Source organism: Streptococcus parasanguinis CC87K (genome assembly GCF_000507765.1).
In the GTDB taxonomy this organism is placed as follows: Bacteria; Bacillota; Bacilli; order Lactobacillales; family Streptococcaceae; genus Streptococcus; species Streptococcus parasanguinis_J.
In genome coordinates this window covers 1,108,275-1,125,095 of the sequence record NZ_KI669401.1, presented here as the reverse complement: position 1 = coordinate 1,125,095, position 16,821 = coordinate 1,108,275, and the positions used below count along the sequence as shown (strand labels likewise).

At 42.8% G+C, this 16,821-nt stretch carries 16 protein-coding genes; all 16 read left to right on the top strand.

Annotation, left to right across the window (positions count from 1 at the left end):
• Positions 1-25 precede the first annotated feature (25 nt).
• The 16 genes from codY (at position 26) to HMPREF1195_RS05425 (ending at position 16,768) form a co-directional block, all read left to right on the top strand.
• Positions 26-814 (top strand): GTP-sensing pleiotropic transcriptional regulator CodY, encoded by a 789-nt coding sequence (gene codY / locus HMPREF1195_RS05500; protein WP_003005668.1) that lies wholly within the window; start codon positions 26-28, stop codon positions 812-814.
• Positions 814-1,392 (top strand): cysteine hydrolase family protein, encoded by a 579-nt coding sequence (locus HMPREF1195_RS05495; RefSeq protein WP_023918964.1) that lies wholly within the window; start codon positions 814-816, stop codon positions 1,390-1,392. Before codY ends, HMPREF1195_RS05495 begins: the two co-directional genes overlap by 1 nt.
• 111 nt (positions 1,393-1,503) lie before the next feature.
• On the top strand, positions 1,504-2,727 hold the full coding sequence (locus HMPREF1195_RS05490) for a glycosyltransferase (RefSeq protein WP_023918962.1): 1,224 nt from the start codon (positions 1,504-1,506) through the stop codon (positions 2,725-2,727).
• The gene (locus HMPREF1195_RS05485) at positions 2,714-3,601 is read left to right on the top strand and encodes a glycosyltransferase family 2 protein (protein ID WP_023918961.1); all 888 of its coding nucleotides are present in this window, start codon (positions 2,714-2,716) and stop codon (positions 3,599-3,601) included. Before HMPREF1195_RS05490 ends, HMPREF1195_RS05485 begins: the two co-directional genes overlap by 14 nt.
• A gap of 26 nt (positions 3,602-3,627) precedes the next feature.
• Positions 3,628-4,911, top strand: coding sequence for a glycosyltransferase family protein (locus HMPREF1195_RS05480; RefSeq protein WP_023918960.1), 1,284 nt, complete (start codon positions 3,628-3,630; stop codon positions 4,909-4,911).
• Complete coding sequence (locus tag HMPREF1195_RS05475; protein ID WP_023918959.1) at positions 4,908-6,401, top strand: glycosyltransferase; 1,494 nt, start codon at positions 4,908-4,910, stop codon at positions 6,399-6,401. Before HMPREF1195_RS05480 ends, HMPREF1195_RS05475 begins: the two co-directional genes overlap by 4 nt.
• 119 nt (positions 6,402-6,520) lie before the next feature.
• The gene (gene gatC, locus HMPREF1195_RS05470) at positions 6,521-6,823 is read left to right on the top strand and encodes an Asp-tRNA(Asn)/Glu-tRNA(Gln) amidotransferase subunit GatC (RefSeq protein WP_023918958.1); all 303 of its coding nucleotides are present in this window, start codon (positions 6,521-6,523) and stop codon (positions 6,821-6,823) included.
• Complete coding sequence (gatA, locus tag HMPREF1195_RS05465) at positions 6,823-8,289, top strand: Asp-tRNA(Asn)/Glu-tRNA(Gln) amidotransferase subunit GatA (protein WP_023918957.1); 1,467 nt, start codon at positions 6,823-6,825, stop codon at positions 8,287-8,289. Before gatC ends, gatA begins: the two co-directional genes overlap by 1 nt.
• On the top strand, positions 8,289-9,731 hold the full coding sequence (gene gatB, locus HMPREF1195_RS05460) for an Asp-tRNA(Asn)/Glu-tRNA(Gln) amidotransferase subunit GatB (protein ID WP_003005611.1): 1,443 nt from the start codon (positions 8,289-8,291) through the stop codon (positions 9,729-9,731). Before gatA ends, gatB begins: the two co-directional genes overlap by 1 nt.
• Before the next feature lie 99 nt (positions 9,732-9,830).
• Entirely contained in the window at positions 9,831-10,214 is a 384-nt protein-coding gene (locus HMPREF1195_RS05455; protein ID WP_023918956.1) for a hypothetical protein, read from the top strand.
• 133 nt (positions 10,215-10,347) lie between these two features.
• Positions 10,348-11,391: a 2,3-butanediol dehydrogenase gene (locus tag HMPREF1195_RS05450; protein ID WP_023918955.1), complete on the top strand. Its 1,044-nt coding sequence runs from the start codon at positions 10,348-10,350 to the stop codon at positions 11,389-11,391.
• A 94-nt stretch (positions 11,392-11,485) separates the two neighbouring features.
• A complete protein-coding gene (locus tag HMPREF1195_RS05445; protein ID WP_023918954.1) occupies positions 11,486-12,397 on the top strand; it encodes a DMT family transporter in 912 nt (303 codons plus the stop codon).
• Positions 12,398-12,551: 154 nt separating this feature from the next.
• Positions 12,552-13,640, top strand: coding sequence for a DUF4352 domain-containing protein (locus tag HMPREF1195_RS05440; protein ID WP_023918952.1), 1,089 nt, complete (start codon positions 12,552-12,554; stop codon positions 13,638-13,640).
• A 146-nt stretch (positions 13,641-13,786) separates the two neighbouring features.
• Positions 13,787-14,926, top strand: a complete 1,140-nt coding sequence (locus tag HMPREF1195_RS05435) for an amidohydrolase (RefSeq protein ID WP_023918951.1) — start codon at positions 13,787-13,789, stop codon at positions 14,924-14,926.
• A gap of 126 nt (positions 14,927-15,052) precedes the next feature.
• The gene (locus HMPREF1195_RS05430) at positions 15,053-15,880 is read left to right on the top strand and encodes an amino acid ABC transporter substrate-binding protein (protein ID WP_023918950.1); all 828 of its coding nucleotides are present in this window, start codon (positions 15,053-15,055) and stop codon (positions 15,878-15,880) included.
• Positions 15,881-15,904: 24 nt separating this feature from the next.
• Positions 15,905-16,768 carry a MetQ/NlpA family ABC transporter substrate-binding protein gene (locus tag HMPREF1195_RS05425; RefSeq protein WP_023918949.1) on the top strand — a complete coding sequence of 288 codons (864 nt, stop codon included), beginning with the start codon at positions 15,905-15,907 and terminating at the stop codon, positions 16,766-16,768.
• The last annotated feature ends 53 nt before the right edge of the window (positions 16,769-16,821 follow it).

Here is a 16,821-nt window from a genome sequence, read left to right as displayed (position 1 = left end):
GAGCTGACTATATGCGAGGTTTATTATGGCAAACTTATTAGAAAAGACACGTAAAATTACATCTATCTTGAAACGGACAGATGAACAGTTGCAGGCTGAGATGCCTTACAATGATATTGCCCAGCAATTGGCGGATATTATCCACTGTAATGCCTGTATCATTAATAGCAAGGGAACCCTTCTTGGTTATTTCATGCGTTACAAGACCAACAATGACCGGGTAGAAGCTTTCTTCCAAAATAAAAAACTACCAGAAGATTATGCCAAGGCGGCTAGTTTGGTCTACGATACAGAAGCTAATTTAGATGTGGACCATGATTTGAGTATCTTTCCGGTTGAAACCAAGTCTGAATTTCCTGATGGCTTGACCACCATTGCGCCTATTCATGTTTCTGGGATTCGGTTGGGTTCCTTAATCATTTGGCGCAATGATAAACAGTTTGCGGATGATGATTTGATCTTGGTTGAGATTGCTAGTACCGTGGTAGGGATTCAAATGTTGAACTACCAACGCGAGGAGGACGAGAAGAATATTCGTCGTCGCACAGCGGTGAATATGGCTGTCAATACCTTGTCTTACTCCGAGTTGCGTGCCGTATCTGCCATCCTTAGTGAATTGAAAGGCAATGAAGGTCAGTTGACTGCTTCTATCATCGCAGATCGTATTGGCATTACCCGCTCTGTGATTGTCAATGCACTTCGGAAATTGGAGTCAGCTGGTATTATTGAAAGCCGTTCTCTTGGAATGAAGGGAACCTATCTCAAAGTGTTGATTCCAGATATCTTTGAGGAAATTAAGAAAAGAGATTACTAATGACTAAAGCTTTGATTTCAATTGACTACACTGTCGATTTCGTAGCAGATGATGGTAAGCTTACGGCAGGTGCTCCTGCACAAGCCATTTCTGAGACCATTGCTCAGGTGACCCAATTGGCCTTTGACCAAGGAGCCTATGTCTTTTTTGCCATTGATGCGCATGATGTAGAGGATCCATTTCATCCTGAAAGCAAGCTCTTCCCACCTCATAATATCATTGGGACCAGCGGACGTGATTTGTACGGCCCTTTAGCAGATTTTTATCGGGAGCACCAAGCGGATCCACGCGTCTTTTGGATGGATAAACGTCATTATTCTGCTTTTTCAGGAACGGACCTAGATATCCGCCTGCGGGAACGCCATGTAGATACCGTTATTTTGACAGGTGTCTTGACTGATATCTGTGTCCTTCATACAGCGGTTGATGCCTACAATCTCGGCTACCAGATTGAAGTCGTGGAACCTGCAGTGGCGTCGCTCACTCCTGAAAATCACCAGTTTGCCTTGAATCATTTCAAGCATGTCTTAGGGGCAAGCTTGGTAGACGGCGCATTAGCTGTATTAGATACTAAATAAGAAAACATTGTAAAAGAGGTCATAGACATTTGTCTAGGCCTCTTTTTCGGGCCTAGAAATTGTTTTCCTCTCTTGAAAATGGTATTCTAATGAAAGAAAAAAGGGGAAGTTATGAGTAAAAAAGCTGTCGTGTTTTCAGCCAATCTATCTTATATGGAAAAGTTGGAAACCGCTATGAAGTCACTGTGTGCCCATCAGGACCAGTTGAAAATTTATGTCTTAAATGAAGATCTACCAACAGAGTGGTTTGCCATCATGAATCAGCGCTTGCGCCAGTTGGATTCAGAGGTGATCAATTGTCGGATATCTCCCGAGCAATTCCAATCCTTCTCGCTTCCAAGTGACCATATTCACTATGCGACCTATTTCCGTTACGCTATTCCAGAGTTTGTGGAGGAAGAACGGATCCTCTATCTGGATTGTGACATGATCTTTACACAGGATTTATCGCCTTTATTTGAGGTCGATCTAAAAGGTTATGGACTGGGCGCGGTGGTAGATAAGCCAACGACGATAGATGGATTTAATGCTGGGCTTTTGGTGATTGATAAGACTTGGTGGCAAGAGCACCAAGTAACAGAGGCTCTTTTTGACCTTACTCGCAAGCATCATCAACAGGTCTATGGAGATCAAGGAATTTTGAATCTGTATTTCAAAGATGCGTGGTTTTCATTACCTTGGACCTATAATTTACAAGTAGGCTCTGATAAGGATCAATACCTCTATGGAGATTTAGACTGGTATGATGCCTTTCAAGGGATTCCAGCGGTCATTCACTACACCTCTCATAATAAACCATGGACTTCCAAACGCTTCAATCGTTTTCGGGAACAATGGTGGTTTTACTATGCCCTCTCTTGGGAGGAAATTTTGCTTCGAAAACCGATTTTGAAGCAAACCTATCAAGAGCTAGTGGGAGAATTTCCTTATCATGCTGCCATTTATACCCATACAGCAGATATCCACGAGTTGGAGACGTTGTTAAAAGAGTTGCCAGACGTAGCGATTCATGTCCTTGCCCATAGCCATTTTGGTTTTAACTTGGTGCAATTGGAACGCTACCCCAACCTCTTTCTTTATCCCTCTTTTGATCCCTTGACCAGTCGAAAGGTCCTAGAAAAATTGGATTTCTATCTGGATATCAATCCCTATGATGAGGTGGATCAGATGACGCAAAGGATTCATCAATTGGGCTTACCGATTTTCTCTTTTGAAGGAACCAATCATGTGGAGAATGGAGAGAATCAAGTATTTGCGGATGATCAGGTGCAAGAGATGGTGGCAGCGATTCGCGATTATTTAAAGAGAAATGAGAAGAAGCATGGAAACAAATGAAGTAGTGAGTATCATCATTCCCATCTATAATGTAGAAGCTTATTTGAGACAATGTTTGGAAACGGTTGTCCATCAGACTTACCCTCACCTTGAAATTATCCTGGTCAATGATGGTTCGCCAGACCAATCAGAAGAGATCTGTAAAGAATTTTTTAGGAAGGATGCGCGCATCCGCTACGTTCGCCAAGAAAATGGGGGCTTATCTGCTGCTCGGAATACAGGAATTGAGCTAGCGACTGGTGATTACCTCACCTTTATTGATCCAGATGACTGGGTGACGGAGGACTATGTAGAAGTGCTCTATCGTCAACTGAAGAAGTATGATGCGGATGTTTCCGTAGCCAACTATAACCTCTATGATGACAGTAGTAGCAAATACTTGATCAAGGTAACAGACGACGATTATTCAGAGACCCTTTATGAGGGGAGAGAGATCATGGACCAGGATGCCATCCAGGAGACTAGAGATATGGCCTGGGCTTGTGCCATGATGAAGCTCTATAAGCGTAGCTTATTTGAAGGGCTTCGTTTTCCAGTCGGAAAAAATGTTGAAGACAACTTCCTGATGTACAAGCTCTTCTTAAAAGCCCATCGGGTAGTTCATACGGAGAAATGTATTTATTGGTATCGCGTGGGGCGTGCAGATACTCTGTCCCAGGTTTGGACAGAAAAGCGAGTCGTCGATGAGATGGAAGCTAAGCAGGAGAAGTTGGCTCTACTGGGGATGTTGGGCTATGATTTGACTTGGCATCGTTATATCTATAAAACGCGCTTGAAACGGGCCCTTGAAAAATTAGAGGAAGCAGGCTTGCAAGGGTCAGAAACCTATGAGCGCGTGGTGACCAACCTCCGTTTTATTGAAACGATGGACTAACCCCTTATTGATGAGAAAGGATCAGCATGTTCATTATTGCATCAGAGCAGACCAGAGAGCTGGATCGTTTGCAAAAATACTTGGACAAACTTGGCCAGCCCTATCGGGTATTTGTGACCAATTTGGAAACAGATTTGGACCAACAGACAGAGAGTCTTGCGACCTTTTTTACCCAAAAAGACCCAGCATCAAAAATTGGAAAACCTTTATTTTTCAATGATCTAGCAGTTCCAGAATTATGGGAATGTTGGACACTGGGGATCACAACCTATCTTTTTGATGGTGAGGAACGTCGTGCCAACGTGGTTTTGCGAGAGGATATCTTGTCCCGAACGGTTGACAGAGTGGAGTGGTTTGGTCAGGGAGAGGAGATCATATCGATTGATGTCTACAACCGCTATGGCTGGAGAAGCAAACGGAGTCTCCTTACGGAAGCTGGTCAACCCTATTTAAACATCTATTTGAACCGTCAGCAAGAAGAAGTCTTGCTTCACTTTGTCTCACAAGGAACCTTTTTACTTCAAACTCCTAAGGGACGGGATCGCCTGTATGCCAGTAAGAAAGAGCTGCAAAGAGCTGTCCTAGAACAAGTCTTGCCGGAAGATGAAGCCGTTCTTTTGATGGACAAGGCATTGCTAGATGTTGTGAAAGAGATACCAAAGGAAAGACTCGCCTATTGTGCCAGTAATGCGCATGATCTAGACGAGATCAAAGAACAAGTCAGTCAGATTTTGTTGGTAGAAGATGGTCTGTTGAGGGAGAAAAAAGACGGAATCACAGTCTTGTCAGGGCTGGTAGATGTGGAGCAGGAAAGTTTTCAACCAGAAGCTCTGGTCATGACGGCTTCTCAAGAGGTCGAAGGCCTATCTAGCCTAGTCCATCAATTCCCACAAGTGACCTTTCACATTGCTGCTTTGACGGCTATGGGGCCAAAATTAACAGACTTAGCAACTCGCTCCAATGTGCGCCTCTATCCAGGGATTTCGCTGGACAAATATGAGGACTTGTTATCCAGCTGCTCTATTTATCTGGATTGCAACCAGGGAGAAGAAGTGTGGAGTAGTAGTCTTCATGCTCTTGAAAATGGGCAGGTCTTATTTGGTTTGAAGAGCAAAGTGCATCATGAAGCCTATAAAGACTTGAGCACGATTACAGATTCAGTCGAAGAAATGGAACAGCAACTAGAAATAGTGCTCCAGCAGCCAGAGGCCTACAAAGAATTGGTAAGAGAGCAGGCACGAATCTTGAAATTGCCTGAAAAAGAAGCTTTGGAAGAGCTGTTTAAGCGATTAGAGGGAGGGACAGCATGACCATTTATACCTTTAATCTATTAGTGGGATTCGAACCCAATGGGGTCGATGTTGCCCAAGCCTCTCGGGCAAAGATGCTCCGGGGACTAGGAGTAGCAGCGAAGTTTATCTTTACCACTTGGCCCACTCAAGAAAAATTGGCTTACTACCTGTCTTTAGGTCACCGGGACGAGGAGTTGCTTTTTGCCCATGTAGCTTTTACGGATCAAGAGACTACGGTCCCTCAAAAGACGGTGGGAGCCTTGCAGATGGAGTTTCAACTGACTCGTTTGGATATTGTTGAAAAAACGGAAAGAGACATTCACTACCAATTTGCGGATGGAAACGCCCTGACCTTTCATCTGGATCCCTATCATCCAAACTGTGTCCGCTATGTAGACTATCTTTTGGCTGGAAATAGAATCAAGCGAGAGTATTATGGAGCTTGTAAACTTGTCACAGAGTATTTTCAGTATGGTAGTGTTGTCAGACGGACCTATCACAATCAAGATGGAACTATCGCTTTTGAAGAATCGAGGTTAGGTGGAAGCTGGCTCTATAAACTGGGGTCTGAGATTTTGACCAACCATACAGAAGTGATGAGACGTTTTTTGTCGCAGCTGTCCCTCAAAGAAGAAGATCTGATTCTGCTTGATCGGGCTTCGCGCATGGATTTTGCTCGCCCTTTGTTGGAGAAAGCTGCTCCTTCAAAGCTCGCCATGGTGTTTCATTCGGAGCATGAATTTGAAAATGGCCATCTCAATTATGAATATTATTATGTGTTCAAGTATGCCAAACGCTTCGATTACTTCATCACGGCAACGGATCTTCAAAAAGAAGTCTTGGAGCAGACACTTGCTAAACAAGGATGCCAAGGAATTCCAATCTATAGCATTCCAGTAGGGCATCTAGAAGAATTGACGGAATCACTAGGAGACAGACCTCCCTTTAGTGTGCTCACAGCTTCCCGTTTGGATCCAAGAAAACGCATCGATTTGGCTATTCGAGTAGTGGCTCAAGCACAGAAACGACTCCCAGCCCTTCAGTTTGATATTTATGGAAAGGGTGGGGAAGCGGACAACTTGCGCCACCTGATTCAGGAGCTTGCAGCACAAGATTATATTCACCTACGCGGTCATGCGGATCTTCAGCAGATCTATCCTTGCTACCAAGCCTACCTCACCACTTCTCAGTGGGAGACCTTTGGTTTGACTTTAATGGAGGCGGCTGGAGCAGGTTTGGCCTTGCTGGGCTTTGATGCCCGTTATGGCAATCCGACTTTTATAAAAGAGGGTGAAAATGGCTTTTTGGTACCTTATAGCGAGACAGTGCCAGAAGAAGAGTTGGTGAAAGAGTTGGCGGACAAGCTGGTCCAGCTCTTTGAAAGCGACCTCGCTCTATTTCATCAGGCTTCTTATGACTTGGCCTCTTCCTACCTCGCTTCTAACGTCCAGGAAGTCTGGAAAGAGACTCTAATGGAGATGGGGCAATTCGGCGGAAAAGAAATATAAAAAGAAGAATCTGTAGCGACAAAAAAGTCCTACAGATTTTTTCTAAGGCAAGCAAATTGGGCTAAATTATGGTAAAATAGAGGGTATTGAAAAATCATCATTTCACGAAAGGAAGCAAGATGAAAATTACGCAAGAAGAGGTAACCCACGTTGCCAATCTTTCAAAATTGAAATTCTCTCCAGAAGAGACAGCTGAATTTGCGACAACCTTGTCTAAAATTGTCGACATGGTGGAATTGTTGGAAGAAGTGGACACAACAGGTGTTGCTCCAACAACGACCATGGCGGATCGCAAGACCGTATTGCGTCCGGATATCGCTGAAAAAGGGACGGACCGTGACCGCTTGTTTAAAAATGTACCTGAAAAAGATAACTACTACATCAGGGTACCAGCTATCCTAGAAGATGGAGGAGATGCCTAATGTCATTCAACCATAAAACCATTGAAGAGTTGCACGACCTCCTTGTTTCTAAGGAAATTTCGGCAACTGAATTGACCCAAGCGACACTGGACGATATCAAGGCGCGTGAAGAAGCAGTCAATGCCTTTGTAACGGTGGCCGAAGAAGCTGCCCTTGCACAAGCCAAGGCCATTGATGAAAAAGGAATTGATGCAGACAACCTTCTGTCAGGGATTCCACTCGCTGTCAAAGACAATATCTCAACAGATGGCATCTTGACCACTGCGGCTTCAAAAATGCTCTATAACTATGAGCCAATCTTTGATGCGACAGCTGTTGCCAATGCTAAAGCCAAAGATATGATTGTCATCGGTAAGACCAACATGGATGAATTTGCCATGGGTGGATCTGGTGAAACATCTTACTATGGCGCGACTAAAAACGCTTGGGACCACAGCAAGGTGCCTGGTGGATCTTCTAGTGGTTCAGCAGCTTCTGTAGCTTCAGGGCAAGTCCGTTTGTCCCTTGGTTCAGATACCGGTGGTTCTATCCGTCAACCAGCTGCTTTTAACGGGATTGTTGGTCTCAAACCTACATATGGAACAGTTTCACGTTTTGGTCTCATTGCCTTTGGTAGCTCACTTGACCAAATTGGTACTTTCTCACCAATGGTTAAGGAAAATGCCCAATTGCTCAATGTCATTGCCAGCGAAGATGCCAAGGATTCAACTTCAGCACCAGTACGTGTAGCAGACTTTACTTCTAAGATTGGTCAAGACATTAAAGGCATGAAGATTGCCCTTCCTAAGGAATACCTCGGTGAAGGGATTGACCCAGAAGTCAAAGAAACCATCCTTAATGCTGCTAAACACTTTGAAAAATTGGGAGCAACTGTCGAAGAAGTCAGCCTTCCACACTCTAAATACGGGGTTGCCGTTTACTATATCATCGCTTCTTCAGAAGCGTCTTCAAACTTGCAACGTTTCGACGGGATTCGCTATGGTTTCCGTGCGGAAGATGCCAAGAACTTGGATGACATCTATGTGAACACTCGTAGCCAAGGCTTTGGTGATGAGGTCAAACGCCGGATTATGCTTGGTACCTTTAGTTTGTCATCTGGTTACTACGATGCTTACTACAAGAAAGCTGGTCAAGTTCGTACCCTCATTATCCAAGACTTCGAAAAAGTCTTTGCGGATTACGACCTTATCCTTGGTCCAACAGCTCCTAGCGTGGCCTTTGATTTGGATTCGCTCAACCATGATCCGGTTGCCATGTACTTGGCGGACTTGTTGACCATTCCAGTCAACTTGGCAGGTCTTCCAGGGATTTCGATTCCTGCAGGTTTTGCGCAAGGTCTTCCAGTTGGTTTGCAGTTGATCGGTCCCAAGTATTCTGAAGAAACCATCTACCAAGCTGCAGCTGCCTTTGAAGCAACGACGGATTACCACAAGCAACAACCCCTTATTTTCGGAGGTGACAATTAATGAACTTTGAAACAGTCATCGGACTTGAAGTCCACGTTGAATTGAATACAAACTCAAAAATTTTCTCACCAACCTCTGCTCACTTTGGGAATGAGCAAAATGCCAATACCAATGTGATTGACTGGTCTTTCCCAGGGGTGCTTCCTGTCTTGAACAAGGGTGTTGTGGATGCTGGTATTAAGGCTGCTTTGGCGCTGAATATGGATATCCATCAGCACATGCACTTTGACCGTAAGAACTATTTCTACCCTGATAATCCAAAGGCTTACCAAATTTCGCAATTTGACGAGCCGATCGGTTACAACGGTTGGATTGAAGTGCAATTGGAAGACGGCTCAACTAAGAAAATTGGGATTGAACGGGCCCACTTGGAAGAAGATGCTGGTAAGAACACGCACGGAACAGACGGTTTCTCTTATGTAGACCTTAACCGTCAAGGGGTTCCATTGATCGAAATCGTTTCTGAAGCAGATATGCGTTCTCCTGAAGAAGCCTACGCCTATTTGACAGCCCTCAAAGAAGTTATCCAATACACTGGTATTTCAGACGTCAAGATGGAAGAAGGATCGATGCGGGTGGATGCCAACATTTCCCTTCGCCCATACGGCCAAGAGGAATTTGGTACCAAGACGGAGTTGAAAAACTTGAACTCCTTCTCAAACGTCCGTAAAGGTCTTGAATACGAAGTGGAGCGCCAAGCGAAAATCTTGCGTTCAGGTGGGGTCATTCGTCAAGAAACACGCCGTTATGATGAAGCCAACAAGAGCACGATTCTTATGCGTGTCAAAGAAGGAGCGGCGGATTACCGTTACTTCCCAGAACCAGACCTACCACTCTTTGAAATCTCAGATGAGTGGATTGAGGAAATGCGTACGGAGTTGCCAGAGTTTCCAAAAGACCGTCGTGCTCGCTACGTGGCAGAACTTGGCTTGTCTGATTATGATGCCAACCAATTGACAGCGACGAAAGTCACTTCTGACTTCTTTGAAGCAGCTGTAGCCCTTGGTGGCGATGCCAAACAAGTGTCTAACTGGCTCCAAGGTGAAGTCGCACAATTCTTGAACGCAGAAGGCAAAACGCTGGAAGAAATCCAATTGACACCAGAAAACTTGGTTGAAATGATTGCCATTATCGAAGATGGAACCATTTCATCTAAGATTGCCAAGAAAGTCTTCGTTCACTTGGCGAAAAACGGTGGCGGCGCGCGTGAATACGTCGAAAAAGCTGGTCTGGTACAGATTTCAGATCCTGAAGTTTTGATACCAATCATCCACCAAGTCTTTGCAGACAATGAAGCAGCCGTAGCTGACTTCAAGTCAGGGAAACGGAATGCGGACAAGGCTTTCACCGGCTTCCTCATGAAAGCAACCAAAGGTCAAGCCAACCCACAAGTAGCCCTCAAGTTACTTGCTCAAGAATTGGCGAAGTTGAAAGAAGAGTAATAGAGAAAAAACCAGCCGAGAGGTTGGTTTTTACTATCCATAAAATTGTGTTAGAATAGGAAAGACCATTACATATCAACTGGCATTAGGAGGAGTTACATGAACAAATTTTTAAGAGTCTTATTTGTCCTGGTTATCATCGCCATGACTGGAGCGATTATCTTCCAGCTCTTCTTTCCATCCTATATGGGAAGTCATTCGGGATATGGTGTTTCTGTCGGTTGGCAGCGAGAGATTGGGATTTGGAATGTGGCAGTTCTTGTGATCCTGATTGCTGTCAATCTCAAATACGATTGGTTTTATCTTCGTACGGTTTTATTGGCCTTGATTATCGGTGGGCTTGGGATTGGTACCAATCATCTCTTTAGTTATTTTCACAATCATCTGCCGGTCAATGGGATCGGTGCACTTGAAAATTACCTCCTGGTCCTTGGTTGGATGGTGGGGTGGAGATTGGAATCTTCTCGGATCAAGAAGAAATAAGAAGGAGCAGTCAAAGGGCTGCTCTTTTTCATCTTCAGTTTTTCCTTGACAAACAAAAGGAAAACGTTTACAATTTAAAATATAAAGTTTCCTGAAAAGAAAACAAAAAACGTGAAAACAAGGAGATCATCATATGGCTACTATGAAAGCAGCTCGCTGGCATGCAGCAAAAGACGTTCGTATCGAAGAAGTGGAAGTACCTGAAGTACAACCACATCAAGTAAAAGTGGCAGTTAAGTTCACAGGGATCTGTGGTACGGACTTGCATGAATATTTGGATGGACCGATCTTCATCCCAACTGAAGAACATGTGTATTCTGGTCAAAAAGCACCGGTCACTTTGGGACATGAATTCTCTGGTGAAATTGTAGAAGTCGGAAGTGATGTGACTCGTGTCAAAGTTGGGGATCGCGTGACGATTGAACCAATTTTGGCAAAACATAACCTAATCGGTGACTATAACCTTGATCCAAACTTGAACTTTGTCGGCCTTGCTGCAGATGGTGGTTTTGCCAAATATTGTGTCCTTGATGGAGATTTGGTTCATGTGATTCCAGATAGCTTGAGCTATGAACAAGCTGCTCTTACAGAACCTGCTGCTGTTGCTGTGTATGCCGTTCGTCAATCTGCATTGAAAGCTGGGGATACAGCCGTTATCTTTGGTTTAGGCCCAATTGGTCTTTTGATCGTTGAAGCCCTTCGTGCAGCAGGAGCATCAAAAATCTATGCGGTTGAATTGTCTCCTGAACGCCAAGCTAAAGCAGAAGAATTGGGAGCAATCGTTGTTCGCCCAGAAGAAGGAGAAACAATCGTCGAAGCCATCCATCGTTTAACAGGTGGTGGAGCAGATGTTTCTTATGAAGTTACTGGAGTTCCAGTTGTTTTAGGTCAAGCCCTTGCAGCTGTTCATAAAGCTGGGGAATGTATGGTCGTATCTATCTGGGAACGTGAAGCCAGCATCAATCCAAATGAATTTGCTATCCAAGAAAAATCTCTCAAAGGAATTATTGCCTACCGTCATATCTTCCCTAAAGTGCTGGAATTGATGGAACAAGGCTACTTCTCTGCTGAAAAATTGGTTACCAAGAAAATTAAATTGGAAAATATCGTTGAAGAAGGATTTGTTGAATTAACACAAGATAAATCTCAAATCAAGATCTTGGTTCAACCTGAATAAGCGAATAAATTTATATGAAATATATGAGGCTGAAACGTTTCGTTTCGGCCTTTTATGATACAATAAAAGTAAGGAACAGATTTAGGAGGGGACTATGTCAAAGACGATGAAAGGAACACTCATGACCTTGATCGCTGGGATCGCTTGGGGCTTGTCAGGAGCCTGTGGCCAGTACCTACTGGCTCATGGATTTACAGCAATTGGTTTGACAACGATTCGTTTAGTGTTTTCAGGGGCTGTGCTGCTGCTTCTTGCTTATCTAGCAGACCAGGAAAAAGTAAAGGCCTTTCTAAGAGACCGCTCGTCCTACCTTCCCTTGCTCTTATTTGCTTTTTTAGGGTTGTTAATGACCCAATTGACTTATCTAGAAGCGATTGATGCGACTAATGCAGGTACGGCAACTGTTTTTCAATATCTCTGTCCCATTGTAGTTTTGGCCTATTCTTGTGTTAAGGACCGAGTAGCTCCGACAGTATCTGAGGTCATTTCCATGGTCTTAGCGATCGCAGGGACCTTTCTCATTGCAACCCATGGTCAACTAAATCAATTAGCCATCACTCCTAAAGGACTAGTTTGGGGACTGGTTTCTGCCTTTGCCTATGCCCTCTACATTATTCTGCCGATTCAATTAATTCAAAAATGGGGAAGTATGTTGGTGATTGGTATCGGTATGCTCATTCCAGGACTTGTGATGATTCCCTTCACAGGAAGAAGACTCTTTCATGGCCAATATAGCATGGACAATCTGATGGGCTTAGTTGGCTTGGTGGTGATTGGGACCATATTTGCCTATACTGTCTTTTTGAAAGGAACGAGTCTGATCGGTGCAGTTAAAGGAAGTCTTCTTGCAGCTATGGAACCTATTTCAGCAGTTTTCTTTTCTTTTATCATTATGAATGAACATTTCTTTGCCATTGATTTTATCGGAATGGCTATGATCCTCTTTGCGGTCCTCTTGATTTCCCTCAAGGATCTCATGATTCAAAAAGAAAAAGGAATCTTGTAAAACCAAAACCAATCATATTTTAGTTAAAAGGTTGAGACGAAGGTCTTGGCCTTTTTGTAATCCTCGCCCTCTGAGGGAGAGTTATCACTATATAGCGTATACATCGCTAGAAAAAGATGTTAAAATAGAACAAAACTTTTTTAAGGAGATGAGGATGAAAAAGATTTTTAAATGGACCCTATTTGCTGTAGCGACCTTGAGTTTAGCGGCTTGTGGAATCAGTGCTCAAAAGACAAATTCGCAGCAAGCAAAGACAGAAAAAGCAGCGAAAAGCTCTGCATCTGACGGTCAAGTAGAGCTGAGCCTAAAAGGAGGGCAATACATCAAACCGCCTGTCCTCAATGACTCAGAAAACGGCACTTATTTGGCCCTTCAATTAGAATTTAAGAATGTTGCTAAAGAATCTATTAACGTGTCAGATTCAGATATCACCATTTACGATGCGGAGAATAACAAGGTCAAATTGCAGTCAGGAATTTATGACCAAACGGAAGCCTTCCAATTGCTCAAGAGTGATCAGTTGGCCCAGGATAAAAAATTAACCGGCTATATTGTCTTCCCAGTCGAAAAAGGCAAAAAATACGAAGTGCGGTATGAACGAAAAACCTATAGCTCTGATAAAAAAACGAAGCCTCTAAAATTTGCGGTGGATTCTTCTCAGTATGAGGACAAGGTGGAAGCTTCCACCCTTCTAGCTGATGAATACATCAATCAAGTTTACTTTAGTGGCCAACGAAAGGTCAAAAAGGATGATGCTTTTGTTTTGGGAACTGATTTGAAAAAGGAAGCCAGTGATTTCCGTGCGAAATTTGCGGCTGATTTTACTCGCAAACTACACGATTACCAATTCTCAGAAGAAGAAGTGACCCAGTTTATCGATGCTTATGAAAAGGAAAATGCTAAGCGCGCGAAATTAACCTATAAGGTTAAACAATACCTCCCGGACAAGGTGGTCATTAGCTTGAATCCTGAGACTGTCAGCATGGAAAAGACGATCTTAAACCACATGCAGACCTTCTATCAAGAACATCGTAAAGACTACCCAGGGATCATCGAAGCGAATCAGGCTCAAAACAAGGCCTATAGAGAAGAAATGATGGCTTCTCTGGCAGATCGTCCTTTAACGACGCCGGATCGATACGACTACCAGTTGACCTTTGTTAAGAAAGATGGCAAATGGGAAGTAGAAAAAGCCTATAATAGTGATAGCTTTATGGAAAAATTCGAGGGAAATCTTTCTTAATCATGAAGAAGACACTCCTAGGACAGAAATCTAGGAGTGTTTTTTGTCTATAGTTTGAAACTATATCAAAACCCAAGAAACAAGAATTAGACGGAAACACCTATTAGTGATAAAATAATTTTAAGTTTGAAAGGAGATGAAGGCTCGTGTCTTTTTCTTATGAAGAGTTAGCAGAGATTCGCCACTATATCCACCAACACCCTGAATTGTCTGGTCAAGAATACCAGACAACCGCCTTTCTAAGGGAACGTTTGGAAGAGTTGGGGATTCGTATTTTAGAGAGTGGATTAAAAACTGGTCTGATTGCAGAAATTGGATCTGGTAAACCAGTGGTGGCGCTACGTGCAGATATCGATGCCCTTCCAATTTTGGAACAAACAAATCTGCCCTACCAAAGTCAACATCCAGGTGTCATGCATGCTTGTGGTCACGATTTTCATCAAACCAGTCTTCTAGGAGCAGCAGCTCTTCTCAAGGAAAAAGAAGACCAGCTGGAAGGAACAATACGCTTGATCTTTCAACCGGCAGAAGAAATTTCAGAAGGTGCTTCTGACGTTCTAGCAACAGGACTGTTGGAGGATGTTCAAGGAATTATTGGATTTCATAATATGCCTCAGCTAAAAGCAGGACAACTTGCTTTGAATGCTGGAGCTATGATGGCAGGGGTAGAGAAATTTAAGGTCACTGTAACAGGGGTTAGTAGCCATGCTGCGAGACCGGATTTGGGAGTTGATACGGTAACAGCCGTCACAACCATGGTTCAGAATGTACAATTATTAATTTCACGGACCATTTCTCCCTTTGAAACAGCTGTTTTATCGATTACGCATCTAAATGTGGGTTCAACCTGGAATGTACTCCCAAAATCAGGCTATTTTGAAGGAACGATTCGCTCCTTTAATCCGAGTGTGCAAAGAGAGTTGAAGGAACATTTCATTTCGATCATTCGTCATATAGCAAAAAGCCTGGAAGTGGATGTGGCTTTTGAGTGGGGAGTGACCCCGCCTGTTACCTTTAATGATGAGGAATTGACCAAAGTCGTTTGGGAAGCTTCACAAGGTTTGGCTGAAGTGATCCCAGCGAATCCTTCTACAGCTGGAGAAGACTTCGCCTTTTACCAAGAGCGAATTCCTGGAGTCTTTGCCTTTATCGGTTCAAATGGAGAACCGGATGCGCCAGACCTCCATCATGATCACATGACCATCGATGATGCAGCCTTTCAGGTGTCGGTTCCCTATTATGTTGAAAATGCGCAAGCTTTATTGCGGTATTTTAAAGAAAAATAAGTGTGATAAAGAAAAACTATCACCTCCATAAAAAATATATATTAGGCAAGTGAATGCTTTTCTGGTAAAATAAAAAAATACTTTTAAAATGGCGTTTTATGTGCCTGAAACGAATAAGGAGATCCTATGAATCTAAAAAAAGTGATTAAGTATTCTGCTTTAGGATTAGTTGCAGTCCTTGCAACCAGTGCTTTAGTAGCATGTTCATCTGGCAAATCAGCCAGTGGGAAGAAAACCATTGAAGTTGGGACTGTTGGAACAACCAAACCCTTCTCTTATGAAGAAAAAGACGGCAAGCTAACTGGTTATGAAATCGAAGTATTGCGTGAAATCTTTAAAGGTTCAGACAAATACGAAGTGAACTTTAACAAGACAGAGTGGTCTTCAGTCTTTGCTGGCTTAGATAGTGACCGTTTCCAAATCGGTGCCAACAACATCAGCTACTCAAAAGAGCGGGAAGAAAAATACCTCTATCCAAATCCATATGCTCGTAATCCACTAGTATTGGTCGTACCAAAAGATTCTTCTATTAAATCTTTGGATGACATTGGTGGCAAGAAAACAGAAGTTGTTCAAGGAACATCTACTGCTAAACAATTAGAAGATTACAATAAAAAACATTCAGATAAACCAACCGACTTGCAATACACAGATGGAACGATTCAAACCATCATGGCTAATCTAGCGGATGGTCGTACAGATTACAAGATCTTCGAACGGATCTCAGTAGATACTATCATTCGTGATCAAGGCTATGACAACTTGAAGGTTATCGAGCTTCCAAGCGACCAACAACCTTATGTGTATCCAATTATTGCAAAAGAAGATAAAGACCTTCAAAAATTTGTCAACAAACGTATCAAGGAACTCTATGACAATGGAACCCTTGAAAAACTGTCTAAAAAATACTTTGGTGGAGTTTATCTACCAGAAGCAAAAGATATTAAAGAATAATATATAATTAAAGGAGACTTCAAAATGAAATTGAAAAAAATTCTTGGTTTAACAGCTCTTGCAGCTATTGCAACATTTGCTCTTGCAGCATGTGGTTCTTCAAAATCATCTAGCAAAGATGGTGAAACAACTGTAAAAGTAGGTGTCATGACTTTGAGCGATACTGAAAAAGCTCGTTGGGATCAAGTTCAAAAGAACTTGGATGACGCTAAAACAGGAATCAAATTGGAATTCACTCAATTTACAGACTACTCACAACCAAACGTGGCTGTAAAAGATGGTAGCGTGGATATCAATGCTTTCCAACACTACAACTTCCTTGATAACTGGAACTCTAAAAACGACAATGCCCTTGTTGCAGTAGCAGATACGTACATCGCTCCAATCCGTCTTTACTCTGGTACAGAAAACGGTAAAAACAAATACACTTCAATTAAAGAAATTCCTAAAGGTGGAACAATCGCTGTACCAAATGACCCAACAAATGAAAGCCGTGCCTTGTATGTCTTGCAATCAGCTGGTTTGATTAAATTGGATACCAAAGATGGTCAATTGGCAAACGTGTCAAACATCAAAGAAAATCCAAAAGATTTGAAGATTTCTGAATTGGATGCTTCACAAACACCATCTGCTCTTCCATCAGTAGATGCTGCAGTCATCAACAATACCTTCGTTCGTGAAGCAGGCGTTGATTTCAAAAAAGCTATCTATGTTGAAAAGAAAGACAACAACTCAAAACAATGGTACAACGTGATCGCTGCTAAGAAAGATTGGGAAAAATCTGATAAAGCAAAAGCAATCAAAGAAATCATCAAAGCCTATCACAAAGACAATGTGAAGAAAGTGATCGAAGAATCTTCAGAAGGAATGGACCAACCAGTCTTCTAAGATTTGATCTCAAGTGTATGAAGGAGGTGGAGAAGCAATTCTCTACCTCTTAT